The organism is Massilia aurea, from assembly GCF_040790145.1.
In the GTDB taxonomy this organism is placed as follows: Bacteria; Pseudomonadota; Gammaproteobacteria; order Burkholderiales; family Burkholderiaceae_D; genus Telluria; species Telluria aurea_C.
This window is the reverse complement of the sequence record NZ_JBFMMP010000001.1, coordinates 669,860-689,284: the sequence shown is the minus strand read 5'-3', so window position 1 is coordinate 689,284 and position 19,425 is coordinate 669,860. Positions and strand designations below refer to the sequence as shown.

Genomic DNA, 19,425 nt, shown 5'->3' with positions numbered 1-19,425 from the left:
CCATGGATTTTCTCGACACCGCCTTTCGCCTGGACCGCTCGCGCAACGCCACCGCGCAGGTGTTCGAGCACTTGCGCGAGCTGATTGTCGGCCTGGCGATCAAGCCGGGCACGGTGCTGGCAAGGCCGCAGCTGTGCGATTACTACAACCTGTCGCTCAGCCCCGTGCGCGAAGCGCTGCTGCGCCTCGAAGAAGAGCACCTGGTCGACATCTTCCCGCAGCACCAGACGCGCGTGCGCTGCATCGACCTGGCGCAGGCCAGGCAGGCGCACTTCCTGCGACTTTCGGTGGAGCTCGAGATGGCCCACGTGCTGGCGGGGCAGCCGGATCCCTCGCTGGCGCAGCTGCTGCTCGATCTGGTCGAGGGGCAGGCGGCCTGCCTGGCAACGGGCGACCTCGGCCGGTTCACCGAACTCGATATGGCCTTTCACCGCAGCCTGTACGAAGCGGCGGCGGTGCCCGACCTGTGGTCGATGATGCGCAGCCGCAGCGGCAATCTCGACCGCCTGCGCCGCCTGCATCTGCCACTCAATGGCAAGGCGCAGTCGATCCTCGCGGAGCATACGCGGATCGCCCGCGCCATCGAACGCGGCGACGCACCCGGCGCGCAGGAGAGCGTGCGCATCCACCTGTCCGGCACGCTCAATGCCATCGATGCGCTGCGCACGCGCTATCCCGACCTGGTGCTGCCGGTCGATTATGGCGCGGGCTCCCTGGCGGCATGACCGCATGACCGCATGACCCGCGCGAGGGTGGCACGATTCACGCAGCCACGCACCGCCCGGACGACAAACAATCGCCCGGTTGAACGCCAGCGCATCCCCTCCAGTCAGGCACGTGATTGTTTCGATGCACCTTGTCTTGACCAGGTGGGCGGCTTCGGCGTCGATGCCAACGACACGCGCATGGATTACAAGTATGCGCCGGGTACCGAGCGCCTGAGTCGGCGCCGGCCATGCGGCGTTCGACGGCCGGTTCGCCGGCCACCGGATCGGCGCGCCAGGCCTCGAGCACCGCGTCGCCATCCGGTGCATCGACGATGCGCGCGGCATTGACGAAGCCGAATGCCTCCGGCACGCCGTGGACCTCGAGCGTGGCGGGCGTGGCCTTCGTGATGCCCAGTCGTGTCATGCCGGGCGGGAGCCGGCCGTGCGACGGCAGGTCATCGACCGTGATGGCGATGTCCAACCGTTCGGCGGCCTGGCCGGGTTCACCAGGGACAGGTGCGTACCGGCACGAATACGCATCGCAGTGAGCGGAGCGGACGCCGTGGCTTCAATCAATGCGTTGATTCTTTTCGCCGGCCGCCGGGTGGCAAAGGCCGACGCACATACAATGCCGGGCGGATGCCATCACAGGAGAGCCACGCAATGACCCGACCACTGCCCCCGATCCGCGCGCGCGGCTGGCCATTCACGCTGTACGCCCTGGCTCTGGCCGCAGCGCTCGCGCTGGGCGGGAAGGCACCGGCGCAGGAGCTCGGGATACCGCAGGGGTCGGGTACGCAGACCGGCGTGCAGATTGCGTCTGCGCGCATCGGGTCGCAGGTGATCCTGATGCCGGCGCAGACAGCCGGTGCTGCCAATACCCTGAGCCTGCTGGCGTCGAACGACGGCATTAACTTCACCTCGCTCGCTTCCGAAACCTGGTCGCCGCCACGCGGCGCGCTGGGCGAGCCGTCGCTGCTGCGCCAGAAGGATGGCAACTACCATCTGCTCTACACGAACGGCGCCGGCGGCGTCGGCATCGCCCGCTCGATTGACCTGCGACGCTGGGAATTCGTGCGCGAGATCGATGTCGGCAGAGGCGTGACGGCCGCCCGCTGGCTGCGCGATCGCGCCGACCGGCCGCATATCGTGCTGACAGTGGCCACCGGCCTGCAGGCGCTGGCACTGGATGACATGCTCGCGCCATCGGCGGCGCCGACGCCGCTGGCGGGGCTGGACGGCGCCTATCTCGATGGCGTCGTCGTCAGCACTGACGCTGGCTACATCGCCGTGGCGCGTGACGCACGCAGCGACCGGCTGGTCCTGGCGCGCGCAACGTCGCTTGGCGGGCCATGGACCATCGACACCCCGGCCAGCCTGGCCGGGGTGGGTGCCGGCGCACGGCCGATGGGGCTCGTGCCGCTGGCCGCTAACGCCTGGCGGCTGTACCTGGGCGGCGAGAAGAACCGCTACAGCGACAGCAACGACGGCATGCATAGCTGGAGCGACGCCCGTCCGTTGACCGGCACCGCTGCTTCGGCCACGCACTTCGGCGCGTTGGCCGCCGACACGGGAGCGCTGGCGGCGGCCACCCGTCCGACCGGCACGCCGAAAGCCGTCGAATGGGACGCATATTCCCTCAAGATCGACGGCAAGCGCGTGGTCGTATGGTCGGGCGAGATCCACCCGTTTCGCCTGCCAGATCCGTCATTGTGGCGCGACGTGATCCAGAAGATGAAGGCGCTGGGCTTCAACGGCGTCGCCTTCTATTTCGACTGGGGCTACCATTCGCCGGCGCCGGGCGTGTACGACTTCTCGGGCGTGCGCAACGTCGAGCGCGCGCTGCAGATGGCGAAGGATGAAGGCATGTACGTCATCGCGCGCACCGGCCCGTACATCAATTCGGAGCTGACCGGTGGCGGCTATCCCGGCTGGATGCTGCGCAACCGGGGCGAGGCGCGCACCGACGATCCGGTGTACCTGGCCGCCGTCGACGAATGGATGACGCAGGTGAATGCCATCCTCGCGCGCCACCAGATCACCAATGGCGGCGGCAACGTGATCGCGTACCAGCTGGAAAACGAGCTTGGCAAGGTGGAACCGAAGCATGCGCGCCAGATGGCGCACCTGGCGCGCAAGGCGCGCGCCGACGGCATCACGGTGCCGTTCTTCCACAACGCCGCCGGACGCTTGCCCGACTGGACACCGAAGGATTCAAGCGCGCCGTGGGCCAATCCCGGGCCGACCGACCTGTACGCGTTTGACGGCTATCCCGGCGGCAGCTGCGACGTCCATGCCAGCCCGCTTGGTGCGAACCAGGCGCCCGACTGGGGCATCTACGGCAAGCCGGGTCCGCGCGCCGGCGCGCTGTCGTCTCCGGGCACGCCCGGCTTCGCGGCCGAACTGGGCGGCGGCTGGTTCGATTACTGGGGGTCGAACGGCACCTATGGCTGCACGGCCGAACGCCAGGGCAAGGGCTACCAGCGCGTCTTTTACGGCACCAACCTGATCAACCGGATCACGATCCACAATATCTACATGACGTTCGGCGGCACGTCGTGGGGCTGGCTCGCCGGGCCGGTGGTATACACGTCGTACGACTACGGCGCGGCGATCTCGGAAGACCGGGGCTTGCGCCCGAAGGCATACGCGCTCAAGCAGCAGGGCATGTTCGTGCAGGCGGCCGAACAGGTGCTGGCCGAGATGGACAAGGGGCCGGCGCTGGCAGCAGGCAATGACAAGGTAAAGGTGTACCACAACATCAACCGGCGCCTGGGGACCCATGTGATCTTCGCCGCGCACAACCCCACCGACGGCAAGGGCGACGCGCCGTTCAGCGTCGCCCTGACCACGCGCGACGGCGCGTACACGCTCGCTTCGATCCTGCGCGGCCAGGATGCACGCATGCTGCTGGCCGCCTACGACATGGAACGCCAGCGCCTGGTCTATTCGACGTCCGAGCTGCAGACCCACCTGCGCAGTGGCGAGCACGACATCGCCTTGCTCCATGGCCGCGACAGGATGCCGGGCGAGACGGTGCTGCGCTATGCCAGTGAACCGACGGTCGAAGTACTGGCCGGGCAGGTCGCCGCGCACTGGGATGCCGCCAGGGGCGACCTCGTGCTCAGTTATGTGCACGACGGGCTGGCGCGGGTGCGGATCTCGGGCGGCGGGCGCGCGCCGATGCTGCTCCTGCTGGCCGACGAAGCGACGAGCCTGCGCTTCTGGACCCAGGACACCGGCGCGGGCAGGGCGCTGCAGCTGACATCCGCGCTGGTGCGCACGGCAACGCTCCGGGGCGGTGAACTGGCCCTGCGCGGGGATACCACCGAGGCCGGCGCGATCGAAATCTGGGGGCCGGCCTTTGATTCAGCCAGCTTCAATGGTGCGCCGCTGGTCCTGACCCGCCAGCCCGATGGCAGCACGCGCACGGACGCCGTGCCGGGGTCGGATGCGGTGCGCCTGCCGGACCTGGCCCGCGCGGCCTGGATCCGGCGCATGGACAATACCGAGACCGCGCCGGGATTCGACGACAGCACATGGGCGCTGGCCGACCGCCGCCCGTCGGCGGCGCAGACCTGGACCATGCCGGAGCGCGGCCAGCCGACGCTGGCGATGAGCGACTATGGCTTTCATCATGGCGACGTCTGGTACCGTGGCCGCTTCACGGCGCTCGACGTGAAGGCCAACCAGCTCGAGCTGTTCTATGGCGCCGGTGGTGCAGGCATGATCCAGGTCTGGATCGACGGGCGCTTCGTCGGCCAGCACGAGCTCGATGTCGGCCGCTCGTTCCCCGAGACGACGGACAGCATCAAGCTCTCGCTTGGCGAGCTCAAACCGGGAGAGCACGTCATCTCGGTCATGGTGCGCAACAACGCGCACAACTGGAACCTGATGGCCGACGACGCCCACCGCGAGGCGCGCGGCTTGATTTCGGCGTCGCTCACCGCGCGTGGTGGCCAGCGCTTTGGCGTGCCGATCGCCTGGCGTATCCAGGGGCGGCAGGGCGGCGAGGACCTGGTCGACCGGGTGCGCGGACCGTTGAACAATGGCGGGCTGCAGGGCGAGCGCGCGGGCTGGCATCTGCCCAAGGCGGCCGATGCGCTCTGGCTGCCGGCGCGGCAAGGGGCGGCGCCGCCCGCGCCGGGTACCTACTGGCTGCGCACGCGCTTCGCGCTCGACCTGCCGCGCGGGCACGACGTCCAGCTTGGCCTGGCGTTCGGCGATACCGGCACGCCCCGCTCGACGCGCGAAAACCGTGTGCTGATCTTCGTGAACGGCTGGAATATGGGGCAGTTCATCGCCCACATCGGACCCCAGCGTACCTTTGTGTTACCACCCGGGATATTGCATGCCAATGGCGAAAACACCGTGGCGCTGGCGGTGACGACGGACGGACGCCCCGAGAATGCGCTCGAACCGGTGAAGCTGGTCGAACTGCGATCGGCGCGCGGCGGTGTGACGCGGTGATCTCAAGAACGACAGGCAGCGGCGCGCGGATGTCAGCCTGCGCCTGGCGTCAGATTGGCCTGGCCGGCGCGCGATGTATGAATGGTGTCCACGGTAACAGCGCACAAGGTTGCCTCGATATCGATATCCAGGTTATTGCGCATGTTATTTGTGCGAACGGTGATCAAGCGATAGGCCAGCGCCGCAAATGCCAGATGCATCGCCAGAATGACCGTGCGCCCGGCCGACGGCAAGGGCATCGTTGACGTACCCGCCACAGGGCCCGGGTAACCAGCCAGCGCGCCGGGCACCCCGGCCCAATACAATGCGGCAAATGCGAACATCAGGCCGATATAAATCGAGACCCACTGGTTCAAATCGGACGACGAGAAATGCGCGGACTTCTTGAATCCGTTCTTTTTCAGCAGCACTGTCTTGTACAGGGGGCCGACGACTTCCTGTTCAAGCAGACCGACCTGGTATTCCCAATTGCGTTGCCAGATTTTGCCGGCGCGATTGACTGTAAACCAGCCGAGGCACAGCAGCGCCCCGGCCAGCGACAGCACGAGGCACACCGTGGTTCGCCCGTCCCCATCGAGGAAGGCCAGACTCGCACCGGCAACGCCACCGGTTGTAGCCGTCACTGGCGCCGCCGTTGTGGCAAACGCACCCAGTGCGGCGGCAATCGCGGCGATGAACACCCAGAAATTGGTGGACCGTTTCCAGTACAGCTCGATTTCAAACTTTCTGATGTCGAGGGCGACTTCATAGGCCTTTGCCAGCCGGGATGTCGATTCGTATTGTTTGCTGTTGGCGGGATTGGCGCTGTCCCAACCAAATGCAGCAATATAGGCGGCAGCGGAAAAGTCGCGCTGTTCCACCCGTTTGGCCGAGCAATGGCGGTCATTTGTCGAGGTCATATCCAATGATGCGCGGTCGCGTTCTGGTTGGAATAACTGAAATGCAGGGCAGCGAGGGCGCATATTCATGCGCCTGGACAATACCTTGCATTGGCGGCGAAAACGATTCGGTTGAATCAAGAATACCGGGCTGACTGCCGACGAATGTCGCACTTTGTCACCGACATAATATTTCCGATAATTACAGCCGACGATAACAACACCGAATTTTGCGCGCGCGCCGCCATTGCCGCTTGCCGCGTGATAGTGTGCTGCCTTTATTCACAGCACTCAGCCAGGTAAATCCATGCAAGACCTTTCCAAATATTCGATGTCCAAGCTTCGCGCTCTCGACGAGCAGGTAAATGAGGCGCTGAAAACCCACCACTTCCTCAGCATCAGCAAGGCACGCGAGCAGATTCTGCACATCGCGCGCAATGCCGGCCTGTCAGAGAAACAGCTGCTGTCGATCAAGGCGCCGAACACCGCAAAGCAGGACGGCGGCAACGTCAAGTACCGCAATCCGGCCGACCCGGCGCAGCAATGGAGTGGGCGTGGGCGCCAGCCGGGGTGGGTCAAGGCATGGGTTGCCTCCGGCAAGTCGCTCGAGGATGCCAGGGCGTCCTGATCCGTCAGCAGATCGCAAGCTGGTCGCGGCAGGGCGATGCGCGCTTTGACCGGCCAGGCGTGGCAGTCAGGATGTCGGGTCGCGCGTGACGCGGCGTGTCGGCGAACGGTGTGCCTGGCCCCTCAGGGTGCCGTCTGGTCCCCGAGGCCGAGACCGGACCGTGGCCGGACTGCAGTTGCGACTGGCGCATGCTTCGTTGCTGTCGGCTGCGACGAGCGCGACAGCGCTGCGCGCCACGCGGCGCGGTAGGCGTTGAACCCATCGGGCGCACGGGCCGGCATTGGCTGCCCGGCGCCGAGCGGTGTCGCATCGCGGTAGCGCAGCAGCCAGCCGCCACAGGTGGTGCCACTCGCATCGTCCGAATACGCCACCGCCTGCGGCCGCAGGCTGGCCAGCAGCGGTCCGAACCACGGGTTGGCGGTGAAGCTGCCTTCCACCGTGATGTCCCCGAGCGCGCCGAGCGCATCGAGGCAGTAGTCGGTCATCAGGACGCAGTACAGGGTCGCCAGCGCGAAGCGCTCGCTGGCGTCGGCTGCGGCAGGGCCGTCGACGCGCCCGGCGCGTCCCGCGAATGGCCCGCCGTCGGCAAAGCCGGGCAGTGCCAGCGTGCCGCGCGCCACCAGCCGTTCGAGCTCGCCCCATGAACAGGTCACGGGATGGGCGCCGGCCAGCAGCGAGAACTCGCGCCCGCCCATGAAGCGCATGCACGCCACCGGCTGGCCCAGCGCGTTGGTGTTGGCCAGCATGTCCGCGCCTTCCACCAGGCCATCGAGGCCTGCGCCGAAGGCGGCGGCGATGACCCAGGTGCCGGTCGAGAGCACGGTGCGCGGCGTGGCGGCAGCAGCAGGGCCCAGATAGCGCACCAGCGACGCATTGCTGTCATGGATGCCGCACAAGACCTCGCACGCCGGCGACAACCCGGTGGCGCTGGCGACGTCGGCGCGCAGCATGCCCAGCGTGGCCCAGGGCGGCGCCAGCGGCGGCAGCTGCGCCTGCCAGCCCATGCGCGGGACCAGCGCCGAGTAATCCTGGCGCAGCGGATCCCACAGGTCGGTGTGGCAGCCAAGCGAAGTCGCTTCGCCGGCAGCCACGCCGCACAGGCGCCAGGCCCAGTACTGCGGATACATCAGGATTTGGCGCGCACGCGCGAACTGCGCCGGATGCCGGTGCTGCAGCCACGCCAGCTGGCGGCCCAGGTTCAGTCCTACCGGCAGGGGCGGCGAGTACGTCTGCGCGAACGGCGGGCGCAGCGTGGCGTAATCGAGGCCTGGCAAGTCCGCTTCGTAGTCTAGCACCGGCAGCACCAGGCCAGCGTCATCGACCAGCGCCGCCGTGGCGCCGTGCGTGACCGGCACGATGGCCGTCACGCGCGCCTGCCCGGCGAAGCTGCGGCAGGTCGCCAGCATCCAGGTCCAGATGCCGTCGGTGTCGTGGTGCGGATAGGGCCCGTCGTGCAGGATCGCGTTCGGGCGCCGGGCTTCGGCCAGCAGGCGTCCGGCGGCGTCGACCAGGGCCAGCTTGACGTTGGTCTTGCCGATGTCCAGCACGATCAGGGCGTCGTTCGGTGGCGATGGCATGGTGCGTCCTAGTGGCGGCCGGATTTGCCGCGCAACAGGCGCGAGATCATGATCGTCGCCAGCAGCAGCACGCCCACCACGATCGTCATGTAGATGCCCGGCACGTTGGCCAGCGCCAGCCCGTAGGTTACCGCGCCCATGGTCAGCACCGCCAGCAGCACGCCGCCGATGGTGCCCACGCCGCCGGCGATGCTCACGCCGCCCAGGATCACCATCGTGATGATCTCCAGCTCCCAGCCGGTGGCGATGTTCGGGCGCGTGCTGCCGATGCGGCCCGTAAGCAGAAAGGCGGCCAGGCCCGCCATCGCGCCGGTCAGCATGAACAGGCCCAGGCGGTAGCGGTTGACGGCGATACCGGAAAAGCGCGCCGCCTCCGGGTTATTGCCGATCGCGTAGATGCGCCGGCCGATGGCCGTCGCGTGCAGCACCACGGCAAACAGCAGCGCAAAGCCGAGCAGGATGACGAAGGCGCGTGGCACGACACCGAAGAACACGCCCTGGCCCCATTCGGCCAGCAGCGCCGGGTAATTGGTGAAGGCCTGGTCGCCCAGCGCCACGCTGGCCAGGCCGCGGTACAGCGAGACGGTGCCGATGGTGACCACGATGGACGGCAGCATGTAGTGTGTAACAAGAATCCCGTTGAGCCAGCCGCACACCACGCCCGTGCCCACGGCCACGAACAGCAGCGTTGCGGGCGGGGCCCCGGCGGCGTGGGCCAGGCCCATCGCCACTGACGACAGCGCCAGCGTGCCGGCGACCGAGATGTCGATTTCGCGGCAGATGATGAGTAGCGCCATCGGCAGCGCAATGAGCGCTTTTTCGCTGAACGTGGCGGTGCCGTCGAGCAGATTGTACGGATCGAGGAAGTGCGGCAGCACCGCGCCGCCGGTCACGAAGACCGCCAGCAGCAACAGGGCCAGCAGGGTTTCCCAGCGCGTGACCAGGTGGCGCACGGCGGGTTTCTGGCGGTCCAGGATCGTGTAGCGCGACGGCGGCGCCTTGGTTTCGGCGAGGGTGGACGCGTTCATGCGGCGCTCCCGGGTGTTGGAGTGGTGCTCCCGTGGAGCGGAAGGATCTGGCGGCTGCCGCGGCGATTGCCATTGGCATTGAGAAGCACCGCGACCAGGATCACGGCGCCGGTCAGCGCGCTTTGCCAGAACGGCGAGATTTGCAGCACCGGCAGCGCATTGCCGATCACCGACAGGAACAGGGCGCCAAGCACCGCGCCGGCCACCGAGCCAACGCCGCCGGCGATGCTCACGCCGCCGATCACGCAGGCGGCGATCACGGTGAACTCGAAGCCATACGCGATTTCGGTGTAGGCCACCGCGTAGCGCGCCACCCACAGGTAGCCGCACAGCCCGGCCACCATCCCCGACAAGCCGTAGGTCCAGAGCAGGCGGCGCGCGCTCGGGATGCCGATATAGGCGGCGCAGTGCGGCGCGTTGCCGATCGCGTACAGGTCGCGCCCGAAGCGCGTGTGGCGTGCGATGAACGCCATGGCCACGACCACCGCGATGGCGATCCACACCAGGTGCGGCAGGCCGAACAGGCGCGTGAGCGGAAACGCGATGAAGCCGGCTGGCATCTGGTGCGACGAGACCCAGGCGCCGCCGGAGAGCACGAACACCAGGCCGCGATACACGCTCATGGTGCCAAGGGTGACGACGATCGGGGGCAGCGCCAGGTAGCCGATCAGCCAGCCGTTGACCAGGCCCAGCAGCAGGCCGCTGCTGGCCGCCACCAGCATGACGACGGCCACAGGCAGGCCGGGGTTGGCGGCGGCCAGCATCGCGGCGGCCATCCCGGACAGCGCCAGTGTCGCGGCCACCGAGAGGTCGATCCCGCGCGTGACGATGACGAGCATTTGCGTCAACGCCAGCATCACCAGCAGCGTGCTGTCGGTGAGCAGGTTGGCCAGCGAACCGGGGCTGAGAAAGACGGGGGAACGCAGCCCGACGAGCAGCACCAGCGCCACCACCATCAGGGCCAGCAGCGGCTCGCGCTGCAGTTTGAATGACGTCATGCCGGCACCTCGGCGCGAGGCTCGAACGCCAGGCCCGATGCGGCGGCCACCACGGTCTCGGGCGTCGCCGCCTGGCGCGTGAATTCGCGCACCACGCGGCCCTGGCGCATCACGACGATGCGGTCGGCCAGGCCCAGTACCTCGGGCAGTTCGGACGACACCAGGATCACCGACAGCCCGCGCGCCACCAGTTCGCTGATGAAGCGGTGCACGGCGGCCTTGGAGCCGATATCGATGCCCTTGGTCGGCTCGTCGAGGATGATGACCTTGGGATCGGTGGCCAGCCACTTGCCCAGCACGACCTTCTGCTGGTTGCCGCCGGAGAGTTCTTCGACATGCTGGCCGAGGTGGTGCGCCTTGAGCTCGAGCTGCTCGGCGAAGTGGCGCGCGATGCGGGTTTCAGCGCGCCGGCGCGTGAAGAAGCCGAAGGTCGACAGGATCGGCAGCGTGATGTTGTGCCCGATCGGCAGCGTCAGATGCGCGCCGTGGTGCTGGCGGTCTTCCGGCACATAGGCCAGGCCGCTGGCAATCGCCTGGCCTGGCGCGCTGAAGCAGCCAGATTCGCAGCCAGACTCGCAGCCAGACCCGCGTGCAGACTCGCCGGCCAGGCGCACGGTACCGGTCACATTCGCGCTCAGGCCGAACAGCGCCTGCATCACTTCCGAGCGCCCGGCGCCCACCAGCCCGTAGAAGCCGAGGATTTCGCCCTTGTGCAAGGTGAAGCTCACGTCCGTGAATTCGGTCGGGTGGCACAGGCCCTGAACCTCCAGCAGCGGCGCGCCGATGGCCACCTGCGCCTTCGGGTAAGCCTGGTGCACGGCGCGGCCCACCATCAGCGCCACCAGTTCCGGCTCGCTGATGTCGCACAAGCTGCCTTCAGCGACGAACTGGCCGTCGCGCAGCACCGTGTAGCGGTCGGCCACTTCAAAGATTTCGTCGAACTTGTGCGAGATGAAGATCACGGCGGTGCCGCTGGCGCGCAGGCTGTCGATGATGCGATACAGCTCGCGGATTTCGCGCTGCGACAGCGCGGCGGTGGGTTCGTCCATGATCACCACGCGCGCATCCTGCGACAGCGCGCGGGCGATTTCGACGAAGTGGCGCTGCGCCACCGACAGGTCGCGCACGCGGGCGCGCACCGGCAGGTCGACTTCGAGCCGGGCGAACAGGGATTCGGCCTCGCGTTCAATGCGCGTCCAGTCGACCCGGCCTGCCAGGCCACGGGTCGGGTGGCGGCCAATATAGATGTTTTCGGCGACCGTCAGTTCGTCGAACATGATGGTTTCCTGGTGCACCGCCGTGATGCCGGCGGCCATCGCCTCCTGCGGGCTGCCGAACGCCACGCTCTGGCCGCCCAGCAGGATCGTGCCGGCGTCGGGCCGGTGGATGCCGGTGAGGGTTTTCACGAGCGTCGACTTGCCGGCGCCGTTCTCGCCGATCAGGGCCAGCACTTCGCCGGGGCGGATGGACAGGCGCACGCCGTTCAGGGCGTGCACGCCGTTGAAGCGCTTGGTAATGCCGCTTAGTTCAAGCACCGGCGCGATGGCGTCGGGCAGGGAAGGGCTTGTCAGTTCGGACACTGGCATGGTGTTGTCATTTACTTGGAAGCTAACGGGTGGATCAGAACAGCTTGGCGAACTTCTCGACGTTGCCGGCGTTGTAGGTGAACGGCGGGCCCAGGGCCGCTTCGCCGTTCGCGTCGAGCGTGACGCTGCCCAGGCGGCCGACCGAAACATGCGCGCCGGCGCCGGCGCCGGCTTTGCCGGTCACGAATTCGTGGGCGGCAAAGGTGGCGGCGTAACCGAGATCGATCGGATTCCAGATCGCGAATTCGCGCACGGCGCCGCTCTTGACGTGGCCGGCCATCTCGGACGGCAGGCCCAGGCCGGTGACGAACACCTTGCCAACCAGGTTTTCGTCCGCCACCGCCTTGCTGGCCGCGACGATGCCCACCGTGGTCGGCGCGATGATGGCTTTCAGGTTCGGGTGGCTGCGCAAGAGGCCGATGGCTTCGCGGTAGCTCTTGTCCGACTGGTCGTCGCCATACACGGTGGCCACGAGCTTGATGCCCGCGTACTCCGGCCGTTGCAGCGTCTGTTTCATCACGCCGATCCAGAGGTTCTGGTTCGTGGCCTGGCTCGACGCCGACAAAATCGCCAGCTCGCCCTTGCCGTTCATTTCGGCCGCCGCCATCTGGATCTGCTTCTCGCCGATCAGCATCGCGTTGGACGGATTGAGCTGCATCTGGCGTCCCCCGGGTCCGATGGCGCTATCGAACGAAATGACCTTGATCCCGCGGCTCATCGCCTTTTTCGCGATCGGCACCAGCGCGTCCGGGTCGTTGGCCGAGATGACGATCGCATCGACCTTCTGGCTGATCAGGGCGTTGACGATCTCGATCTGGCCTTCGGCGCTGGGCGTGGTCGGGCCGGTGTAGATGATCTCGACGCCGCCGATCTGGCTGGCCGCTTCCCTGGCGCCCTGGTGGGCGGCGTCGAAGAAGCCGTTGCCCAGGCTCTTGACGACCAGTGCGATGCGGGTCTGTTCCGGTTTCTCTTCGCTGCAGCCGGCCAGGCCGGCGAGCGCGCCCACGGCAGCCGCCGCGAGCAGGAGCTGTTTGATCTTCAATGCGAAATCTCCATCAGGACGGCCGACTGCAAGTCGTAGAGCGGGTTGTAGCGCGGCGAGGAAGGCGCCGCGAGCACCTGCGGTTCATCTTCCGGCGCAACCGTGATCACCTTCACGCCGTACCCTTCGAGCAGCTGCACGGCCTTGTCCGACGCGTCGGTGTCGGTAATGACGGTGGATACGCGGTCGAGGCCACACAGGATCAGGCCGGCCTTGCGCGTAAACTTGGAGCTGTCGACCAGCACCACCAGTTCTTCCGCCTGGCTGATCAGGCGCTTCTCGGCCTGGATCAGCAGCGGGTCGGCTTCCATCAGGCCAAGCAGAGACAGGCCGAAGACGCTCATGAACATCTTGCTGGCGTAGTGGTGCTGGGTGATGTCGTTGTCGAACGGGGACAGGATCACGTTCTGCTCGCGGTACACGCGCCCGCCCGGGATGATGATTTCGTTCTCGCTGGAGCTGAGCAAACGCTCGGCCATCAGGAACGAATTGGTCAGGATCTTGAGCTGCTTCTCGGTGAGGAACTCGGCCATCATGAACGTGGTCGTGCCGCCGTTGATGATGATCGTCTCGCCGTCGTTGCACATGCCGGCGGCATGGCGCGCGATGGCGCGCTTGCGGCTGGCGAAGCACTGGATATTGTGCTGGAAGGTTTCGCTGGTCAGCGGGAACTGGCGCGTGCGGGGCAGCAGGTTCTCGGCCCCGCCGCGGGTGCGGGTGAGCAGGTTGCGGCCCGCGAGCCAGCTGATGTCGCGCCGCACCGTTGCCGGGGACGCATTGAGCCATTCGACAAGTTGCTGGACCGTCGCCGACTGGTGCTCGGCGAGCAGTTTCAGCAAACGCTTGCGGCGTTTGTGATTCACCATGTTTGTCTCCTCCAAAAGCCGTCTGTTCGTGAATGCGGCATGACATCCGTCGTTGCAGGCCTCGTCGTGCCTGGAATCGCGGTGTGTGCCAAAAGAGTAGTTTCCTAATGCAAAAACGTCAATCACCAATTGATCAATTCCCTGATTGTTTCCCCGTCTTGTGGTGAGCAAACGCGCAAACCAATCAAGTCCGTGAGCATTTGGTACTTGGTCAGCAAGTTGATTATTTCTGCGTTGACACTGATTGTCCGGCTGCCTTCTACTGTCTGCCGATGCCACGCAACGTGCAGTACACGACAGATAACCGACAGAGACACCTCGCCGTCAAGCGAGCAAGAAAACAATCAACCTGGAGAATTTGATGGGCGCTATTAGCGAAAACACACAGCGTGAACCGATCACGTCGCGCTGGAACGATGAACTGGCCGCCACCATGAGCGAGCCGGAGCTGCTCCTGTACCGCTCCAACCTGCTTGGCTCGGACCTGCGCATTACCAATTTCGGCGGCGGCAACACGTCGGCCAAGGTCGCCATGCAGGATCCGCTGTCGGGCGAGCAGGTCGAGGTGCTGTGGGTGAAGGGGTCGGGCGGCGACCTGGGCAGCATCAAGCTCGATGGCTTTTCGACGCTCTACATGAGCAAGCTGCATGCGTTGAAAGGGCGCTACCGCGGCCTGGAGCACGAAGACGAAATGGTCGGCTACCTGCCGCACTGCACGTACAACCTGAACCCCCGTGCGGCGAGTATCGATACGCCGCTGCATGCGTACATCGCCCATGCCCACGTCGACCACATGCATCCGGACGCGTGCATCGCGATTGCCGCCTGCAAGAACAGCGAAGCGCTCACGGCAAAAATCTTCGAGGGCGAACTGGGCTGGCTGCCATGGCAGCGTCCCGGCTACGACCTCGGGCTGAAGCTCGAGGCCGTGTCGCGCGCCAACCCGGGCCTGAAGGGCCTGATCCTCGAAGGCCACGGCCTGTTCACCTGGGGCGATACATCGAAATCGTGCTACGAAACGACGCTGGCGATCATCAAGCGCGCCGAGGACTGGCTGGCGCAGAACGTCCAGCAGCCCGTGTTCGGCGGCGCCGTCGCCCAGCCGCTGCCTGCCAGTGATCGCGCCGCGCTGGCTGCGCGCCTGATGCCGCTCCTGCGCGGCAAGATCAGCCGTGACGAATACAAGCTCGGCCACTTCGACGACAGCGACGCGGTGCTCGAATTCGTGTGCAGCGCCGACCTGGCGCCGCTCGCCGCCCTGGGCACCTCGTGCCCGGATCACTTCCTGCGCACCAAGATCCGTCCGCTGGTGCTGGACTTCGACCCTGCCGCACCGGACCTCCAGCGCCTGGTCGACGGCCTCGATCAGGCGCTGGTGGATTACCGCGCCGACTACACGGCCTACTACGAACGCTGCAAGCGCACCACCAGCCCGGCCATCCGCGACGCCAATCCGATCATCTACCTGATTCCCGGCGTGGGGATGCTGTCGTTCGCGAAGGACAAGGCCACCGCGCGCATCGCCGGCGAATTCTATGTCAACGCGATCAACGTGATGCGCGGCGCGAATGGCGTCGACACCTATGTCGGCTTGCCCGAACAGGAAGCGTTCGACATCGAATACTGGCTGCTCGAAGAAGCCAAGCTGCAGCGCATGCCCAAGCCGAAAAGCCTGGCCGGGCGCATCGCGCTGGTGACCGGCGGCGCGGGCGGCATCGGCCAGGCGGTTGCGCGCCAGCTGCTGCAAGAGGGCGCATGCGTGATGCTGACCGATATCGATGCCGATGCGCTGGGCGAGGCCGGCGGCGACCTGACCCGGGTCGCGGGCAAGGACAGCGTGGGCACGGTGCGCGCCAATATCACGAGCGAAGAAGAAGTCGACGCCATCCTGCAGGCAGCGGCGCTGCGTTTTGGCGGCGTGGACCTGCTCATCTCGAACGCCGGCATCGCGTCGGCCGCGCCGCTCGACGAGACCACGCTGGAGATCTGGAAGCGCAACCAGGACATCCTGGTGACCGGCTACTTCCTGGCCAGCCGCGCCGCGTTTCGCATCATGAAGCAACAGGGCCTTGGCGGCAGCATGGTTTTTGTGGGGAGCAAGAACGGCCTGGTCGCCTCGAGCGGCGCATCGGCCTACTGCACCGCCAAGGCGGCCGAGCTGCACCTGGCGCGCTGCGTGGCCCTCGAAGGTGCGGAGCACGGCATCCGCGTCAACGTCGTCAATCCGGACGCGGTGATCCGCGGCTCGCGCATCTGGGACGGCAAGTGGAAAGAAGAGCGCGCGGCCTCGAACAAGATCGACGCCGACGGTGTCGAAGAGTTTTATCGCAAGCGCAGCCTGCTCAAACTGAGCGTCCTGCCGGAAGACATCGCCGAAGCGGTGTACTTCTTCGCCAGCGACAAGGCGGGCAAGAGCACCGGCAACATCCTGAACGTGGATGCCGGGAATGCTGCCGCGTTCACGCGGTAAGCTAAGATTATCCGCCATAGAAAAAAACATGAGAAACATCAGGAGACACGTATGACGAGCGTAATCGACGCCGGCCGGGTGGCCGACCACAACGCAGGGCTGGAGGCCCAGCTGCATGCCGACTACGACGCGCTGGGCGGCATGCTCGCGCGGCGCGGTGTGGACATCGAACGTATCACGACGCTGGCGCAAACCTTCGCCGTGGCCGTGCCCAGCTGGGGCGCGGGCACGGGCGGGACGCGCTTTGCGCGCTTCCCTGGCCGGGGCGAACCACGCAATGTGTTCGAGAAGCTGGAAGACTGCGCGGTAATCCACCAGCTCACGCGCGCGACGCCCAGCGTGTCGCCGCACTTCCCGTGGGATAAGCCGTCCGACCTGTCCGAACTGCGCGCCACCGCCACGGCGCTGGGGCTGGCGTTCGACGCGGTCAATTCGAACACCTTCCAGGACCAGGCGGGGCAAGACCAGAGTTACAAATTCGGCAGCCTGACGTCGACCAGCGCCGCCGTGCGCGCCCAGGCCATCGCCCACAATATCGAATGCATCGAACTGGGGCGGGCCATCGGCTCGCAGGCGCTGACCGTGTGGGTCGGCGACGGCGCCAACTTCCCCGGCCAGCAGAACCTGCGCGGCGCGCTCGAACGCTACCTGGAGAGCATGCGCGAGATCTACGCCGCGTTGCCCGCCGACTGGCACGTGTTCATCGAGCACAAGCTGTTCGAGCCGGCCTTCTACGCCACCACGATCGCCGACTGGGGCACGAGCTTTGCCTGCGCCACCGCGCTGGGCCCCAAGGCCAAGTGCCTCGTCGACCTGGGGCACCATGCGCCCAACACGAATATCGAGATGATCGTGGCGCGCCTGGCGCAGTTCGGCAAGCTCGGGGGCTTCCACTTCAACGACAGCAAGTACGGCGACGACGATCTCGATTCAGGCTCGATCAATCCGTTCCAGCTGTTCCTGGTGTTTAACGAGCTGGCCGATGCGAACCTGCGTGAAGGCCCGTCGTTCCAGCCTGCGTACATGCTGGACCAGTCGCACAATGTCACCGACCCGATCGAAAGCCTGATGAGCAGCGCCGGCGAAGTGCAGCGCGCGTTCGTGCAGTCGGCGCTGGTCGACCGCGCGGTACTGGCCGGGCTGCAAGAGCAGAACGACGTGCTCGAGGCGGCGCAGACGCTCAAGCGCGCATTCCGCACCGACGTCAGCCCGATCCTGGCGATGGCGCGCGTGCGCGCTGGCGGCGCGGCCGATCCGGTGGCGTGCTATCGCGCCAGCGGCTACCGCGATCGCGTGGCGGGATTGCGGCCGGCGCGCGCCGGTGCGAGCGGCAGCGGGATCGTCTGATGGCGGGCCTGACCCGGCGGGCGTTCCGCATGAAGCTCAAGGCGGGCAACGAAGCCGAATATCAGCGCCGCCATGACGCCATCTGGCCCGATCTGGCGGCGCTGCTGCGCGCTGCCGGCATCGTCGATTACGCGATCTTTCTCGACGCGGGCACGCTCGATCTGTTTGCGGTGATGACGCTGGCGCCGCAGGCTGATCCGGGGCCGCTGCCCGAGCATCCGGTGATGCGGCGCTGGTGGGATTTCATGGCCGACCTGATGGAGGTCGAGCCGGGAAACCGGCCGAAGGAGTGGCCGCTGGTGCAGGTGTTCGAGTTGGAGTGAATGGTTCGGGGCAGGGCCGACACCACAGGCGTTCCTCGCACCACCAACCCGTCGTACCCGCCTGCGCGGGTACGACGGGCAGCAAAACTGATCACGGCTGCTCTTGTTCGACTAGGTCCCCCGCGCCAGCCATTCCTTCGGCACCGGCACCACCACGATATTCATCGACCGCCCATCGCTCGAGAGCATCGCCGATTGAATCTGGATCCGCGTACCATCCGCGCTGAACGTCGGATGCGGGTGATCCGCCGCCGTGGTCTTGTGCCCCGTCGTGAGCAGTTTCATTTCGCGGTTGCGCCGATCGATCAGCCACACGCTGCGGCTGAAATCGTCGCCCACCGCAAAGCGCCCGTCGCTCGAGCCATGCACATGCCACAGGCCGCTGCCCGAATCGGTCTGGCCCACGATCTGCATCTGCCGCGTGCGCAGGTTGACGATCGCCAGCCCCGACGGCTTTTCACGGCTGCCCGTCTGGCCCCAGCCATCGTCCTGCCCCGGATTGGCGCCGCCGACATCGGTCGCGGGCCCCGCCACGCTTGCCGCCGCGCCGGGAATCGCGCGATGCCCCATGATCGCCATCGCCACTTCATCCTTCGAGATCACCGCCTCGTGCGTGACCCATTCATACGGCGCTTCCGGGTACAGCGGCCGTAGCCCGCTGCCGTCGGCGCGCACGGTCCAGGTGCGCTGCGGCGACTTGCCGCCGGTCTCCCAGCAGAACACGATCTCGCCCGGATTGAACAGGTTGGCCTGGATGTGGCCAACCTGGAACGGCACCGATACCACGTGCCGGATTTCGCTGGTGCGCACATTCAGGCGCGCGATGCCCTGCGGCCCGGCGCCCATCTTGCGCGGTCCGAACGCCGCTTCGATCTTCGTGCCCGGCGCCAGGTGCCTGGCTGCCTGGCCGGGGCCGACCTTGAAATAGACCCATTCTTCATCGGCGTCGAGCGCCAGGTCGCCGCCGGCTTCCAGCTCGGCCGGCAGGTTCGACGCCACGCGCTGGTAGCTGGCGGCCGGGCCCATGCGGCCGGCCTGGCTGTCGGCCAGCAGGCGCGCCAGGTCGGCCTCGACAACCTGCAGGCCGGTATCGGCCTGGCGCATGTAGTACAGCTTCATCGAACGCTGCGCGAGATTGAGCATGCCGGTGTAGCCACCCTCGGTCACCTGCACGATGTCGCCGCTCGCCTCGTTCACCGCCAGCGCCTCGCCCCCGGCCAGCTGCGAGCGAAACACCAGCCACTTGCCGTCCGCCGTCCATTGCGGATGGGTGGGATAGATTTTCGAGTCGCCATGCGGCTTGCTGGTCAGGAACGTGAGCATCGTGCCGGTGACCGGATCCCTGACGATTTTGCGCTCGCTGGGAAAGCGCTTGCCGATCTGGGCCGACGCCAGGCCGGGCAGAAGGAGCAGGGCGCACAGGCCGAGGGTGGTGGTGTAACGCAGTCGCATGAGGTCTCCCTGTTGTGGATGTCATGCGCCCATTGTCACGGCAGGTATTGCTC

General features: G+C 66.7%; 15 protein-coding genes. 7 read left to right on the top strand and 8 right to left on the bottom strand.

Annotation, left to right across the window (positions count from 1 at the left end; genetic code table 11):
- The first annotated feature begins 2 nt into the window (after positions 1–2).
- The 3 genes from AB2N08_RS02915 to AB2N08_RS02905 all read left to right on the top strand — a co-directional run bounded on the left by AB2N08_RS02915 (position 3) and on the right by AB2N08_RS02905 (position 5,177).
- Positions 3–725 (top strand): GntR family transcriptional regulator, encoded by a 723-nt coding sequence (locus AB2N08_RS02915; protein WP_367609107.1) that lies wholly within the window; start codon positions 3–5, stop codon positions 723–725.
- A 230-nt stretch (positions 726–955) separates the two neighbouring features.
- Positions 956–1,255 carry a hypothetical protein gene (locus tag AB2N08_RS02910; RefSeq protein ID WP_367609106.1) on the top strand — a complete coding sequence of 100 codons (300 nt, stop codon included), beginning with the start codon at positions 956–958 and terminating at the stop codon, positions 1,253–1,255.
- A 115-nt stretch (positions 1,256–1,370) separates the two neighbouring features.
- Positions 1,371–5,177, top strand: a complete 3,807-nt coding sequence (locus AB2N08_RS02905; protein ID WP_367609105.1) for a beta-galactosidase — start codon at positions 1,371–1,373, stop codon at positions 5,175–5,177.
- A gap of 32 nt (positions 5,178–5,209) precedes the next feature.
- Here the strand turns inward: AB2N08_RS02905 and AB2N08_RS02900 are convergent, their stop codons facing one another.
- A complete protein-coding gene (locus tag AB2N08_RS02900) occupies positions 5,210–6,145 on the bottom strand; it encodes a RipA family octameric membrane protein (RefSeq protein ID WP_367609104.1) in 936 nt (311 codons plus the stop codon).
- Positions 6,146–6,362: 217 nt separating this feature from the next.
- On the opposite strand from AB2N08_RS02900, the gene AB2N08_RS02895 reads away from it, so the two are divergent.
- Positions 6,363–6,683, top strand: coding sequence for an H-NS histone family protein (locus AB2N08_RS02895; protein WP_367609103.1), 321 nt, complete (start codon positions 6,363–6,365; stop codon positions 6,681–6,683).
- 122 nt (positions 6,684–6,805) lie between these two features.
- On the opposite strand, the gene AB2N08_RS02890 is transcribed toward AB2N08_RS02895, so the two are convergent.
- The 6 genes from AB2N08_RS02890 to AB2N08_RS02865 are packed head-to-tail and all read right to left on the bottom strand — an operon-like array spanning position 6,806 to position 13,780.
- Positions 6,806–8,260, bottom strand: coding sequence for an FGGY-family carbohydrate kinase (locus AB2N08_RS02890; RefSeq protein ID WP_367609102.1), 1,455 nt, complete (start codon positions 8,258–8,260; stop codon positions 6,806–6,808).
- A gap of 8 nt (positions 8,261–8,268) precedes the next feature.
- Entirely contained in the window at positions 8,269–9,288 is a 1,020-nt protein-coding gene (locus tag AB2N08_RS02885; protein ID WP_367609101.1) for an ABC transporter permease, read from the bottom strand.
- Positions 9,285–10,286, bottom strand: coding sequence for an ABC transporter permease (locus tag AB2N08_RS02880; protein ID WP_367609100.1), 1,002 nt, complete (start codon positions 10,284–10,286; stop codon positions 9,285–9,287). The genes AB2N08_RS02885 and AB2N08_RS02880 overlap by 4 nt, the downstream gene beginning before the upstream one ends.
- Positions 10,283–11,872 carry a sugar ABC transporter ATP-binding protein gene (locus AB2N08_RS02875; protein WP_367609099.1) on the bottom strand — a complete coding sequence of 530 codons (1,590 nt, stop codon included), beginning with the start codon at positions 11,870–11,872 and terminating at the stop codon, positions 10,283–10,285. Before AB2N08_RS02875 ends, AB2N08_RS02880 begins: the two co-directional genes overlap by 4 nt.
- A gap of 34 nt (positions 11,873–11,906) precedes the next feature.
- Positions 11,907–12,914, bottom strand: a complete 1,008-nt coding sequence (gene rhaS, locus AB2N08_RS02870; protein ID WP_367609098.1) for a rhamnose ABC transporter substrate-binding protein — start codon at positions 12,912–12,914, stop codon at positions 11,907–11,909.
- Positions 12,911–13,780, bottom strand: coding sequence for a DeoR/GlpR family DNA-binding transcription regulator (locus AB2N08_RS02865; RefSeq protein ID WP_367609097.1), 870 nt, complete (start codon positions 13,778–13,780; stop codon positions 12,911–12,913). The genes rhaS and AB2N08_RS02865 overlap by 4 nt, the downstream gene beginning before the upstream one ends.
- A 361-nt stretch (positions 13,781–14,141) precedes the next feature.
- Here AB2N08_RS02865 and AB2N08_RS02860 point away from each other — a divergent pair, with 361 nt between their 5' ends.
- From AB2N08_RS02860 to AB2N08_RS02850, 3 genes are read left to right on the top strand one after another with little or no spacing between them, the layout of a single operon-like run.
- Positions 14,142–16,250: a bifunctional rhamnulose-1-phosphate aldolase/short-chain dehydrogenase gene (locus tag AB2N08_RS02860; protein WP_367609096.1), complete on the top strand. Its 2,109-nt coding sequence runs from the start codon at positions 14,142–14,144 to the stop codon at positions 16,248–16,250.
- A gap of 51 nt (positions 16,251–16,301) precedes the next feature.
- Positions 16,302–17,597 (top strand): L-rhamnose catabolism isomerase, encoded by a 1,296-nt coding sequence (gene rhaI, locus AB2N08_RS02855; RefSeq protein WP_367609095.1) that lies wholly within the window; start codon positions 16,302–16,304, stop codon positions 17,595–17,597.
- The gene (locus tag AB2N08_RS02850; RefSeq protein WP_367609094.1) at positions 17,597–17,920 is read left to right on the top strand and encodes an L-rhamnose mutarotase; all 324 of its coding nucleotides are present in this window, start codon (positions 17,597–17,599) and stop codon (positions 17,918–17,920) included. The genes rhaI and AB2N08_RS02850 overlap by 1 nt, the downstream gene beginning before the upstream one ends.
- A 111-nt stretch (positions 17,921–18,031) precedes the next feature.
- Here AB2N08_RS02850 and AB2N08_RS02845 read toward each other — a convergent pair whose 3' ends face one another.
- The gene (locus AB2N08_RS02845) at positions 18,032–19,372 is read right to left on the bottom strand and encodes a hypothetical protein (protein WP_367609093.1); all 1,341 of its coding nucleotides are present in this window, start codon (positions 19,370–19,372) and stop codon (positions 18,032–18,034) included.
- Between the last annotated feature and the right edge of the window lie 53 nt (positions 19,373–19,425).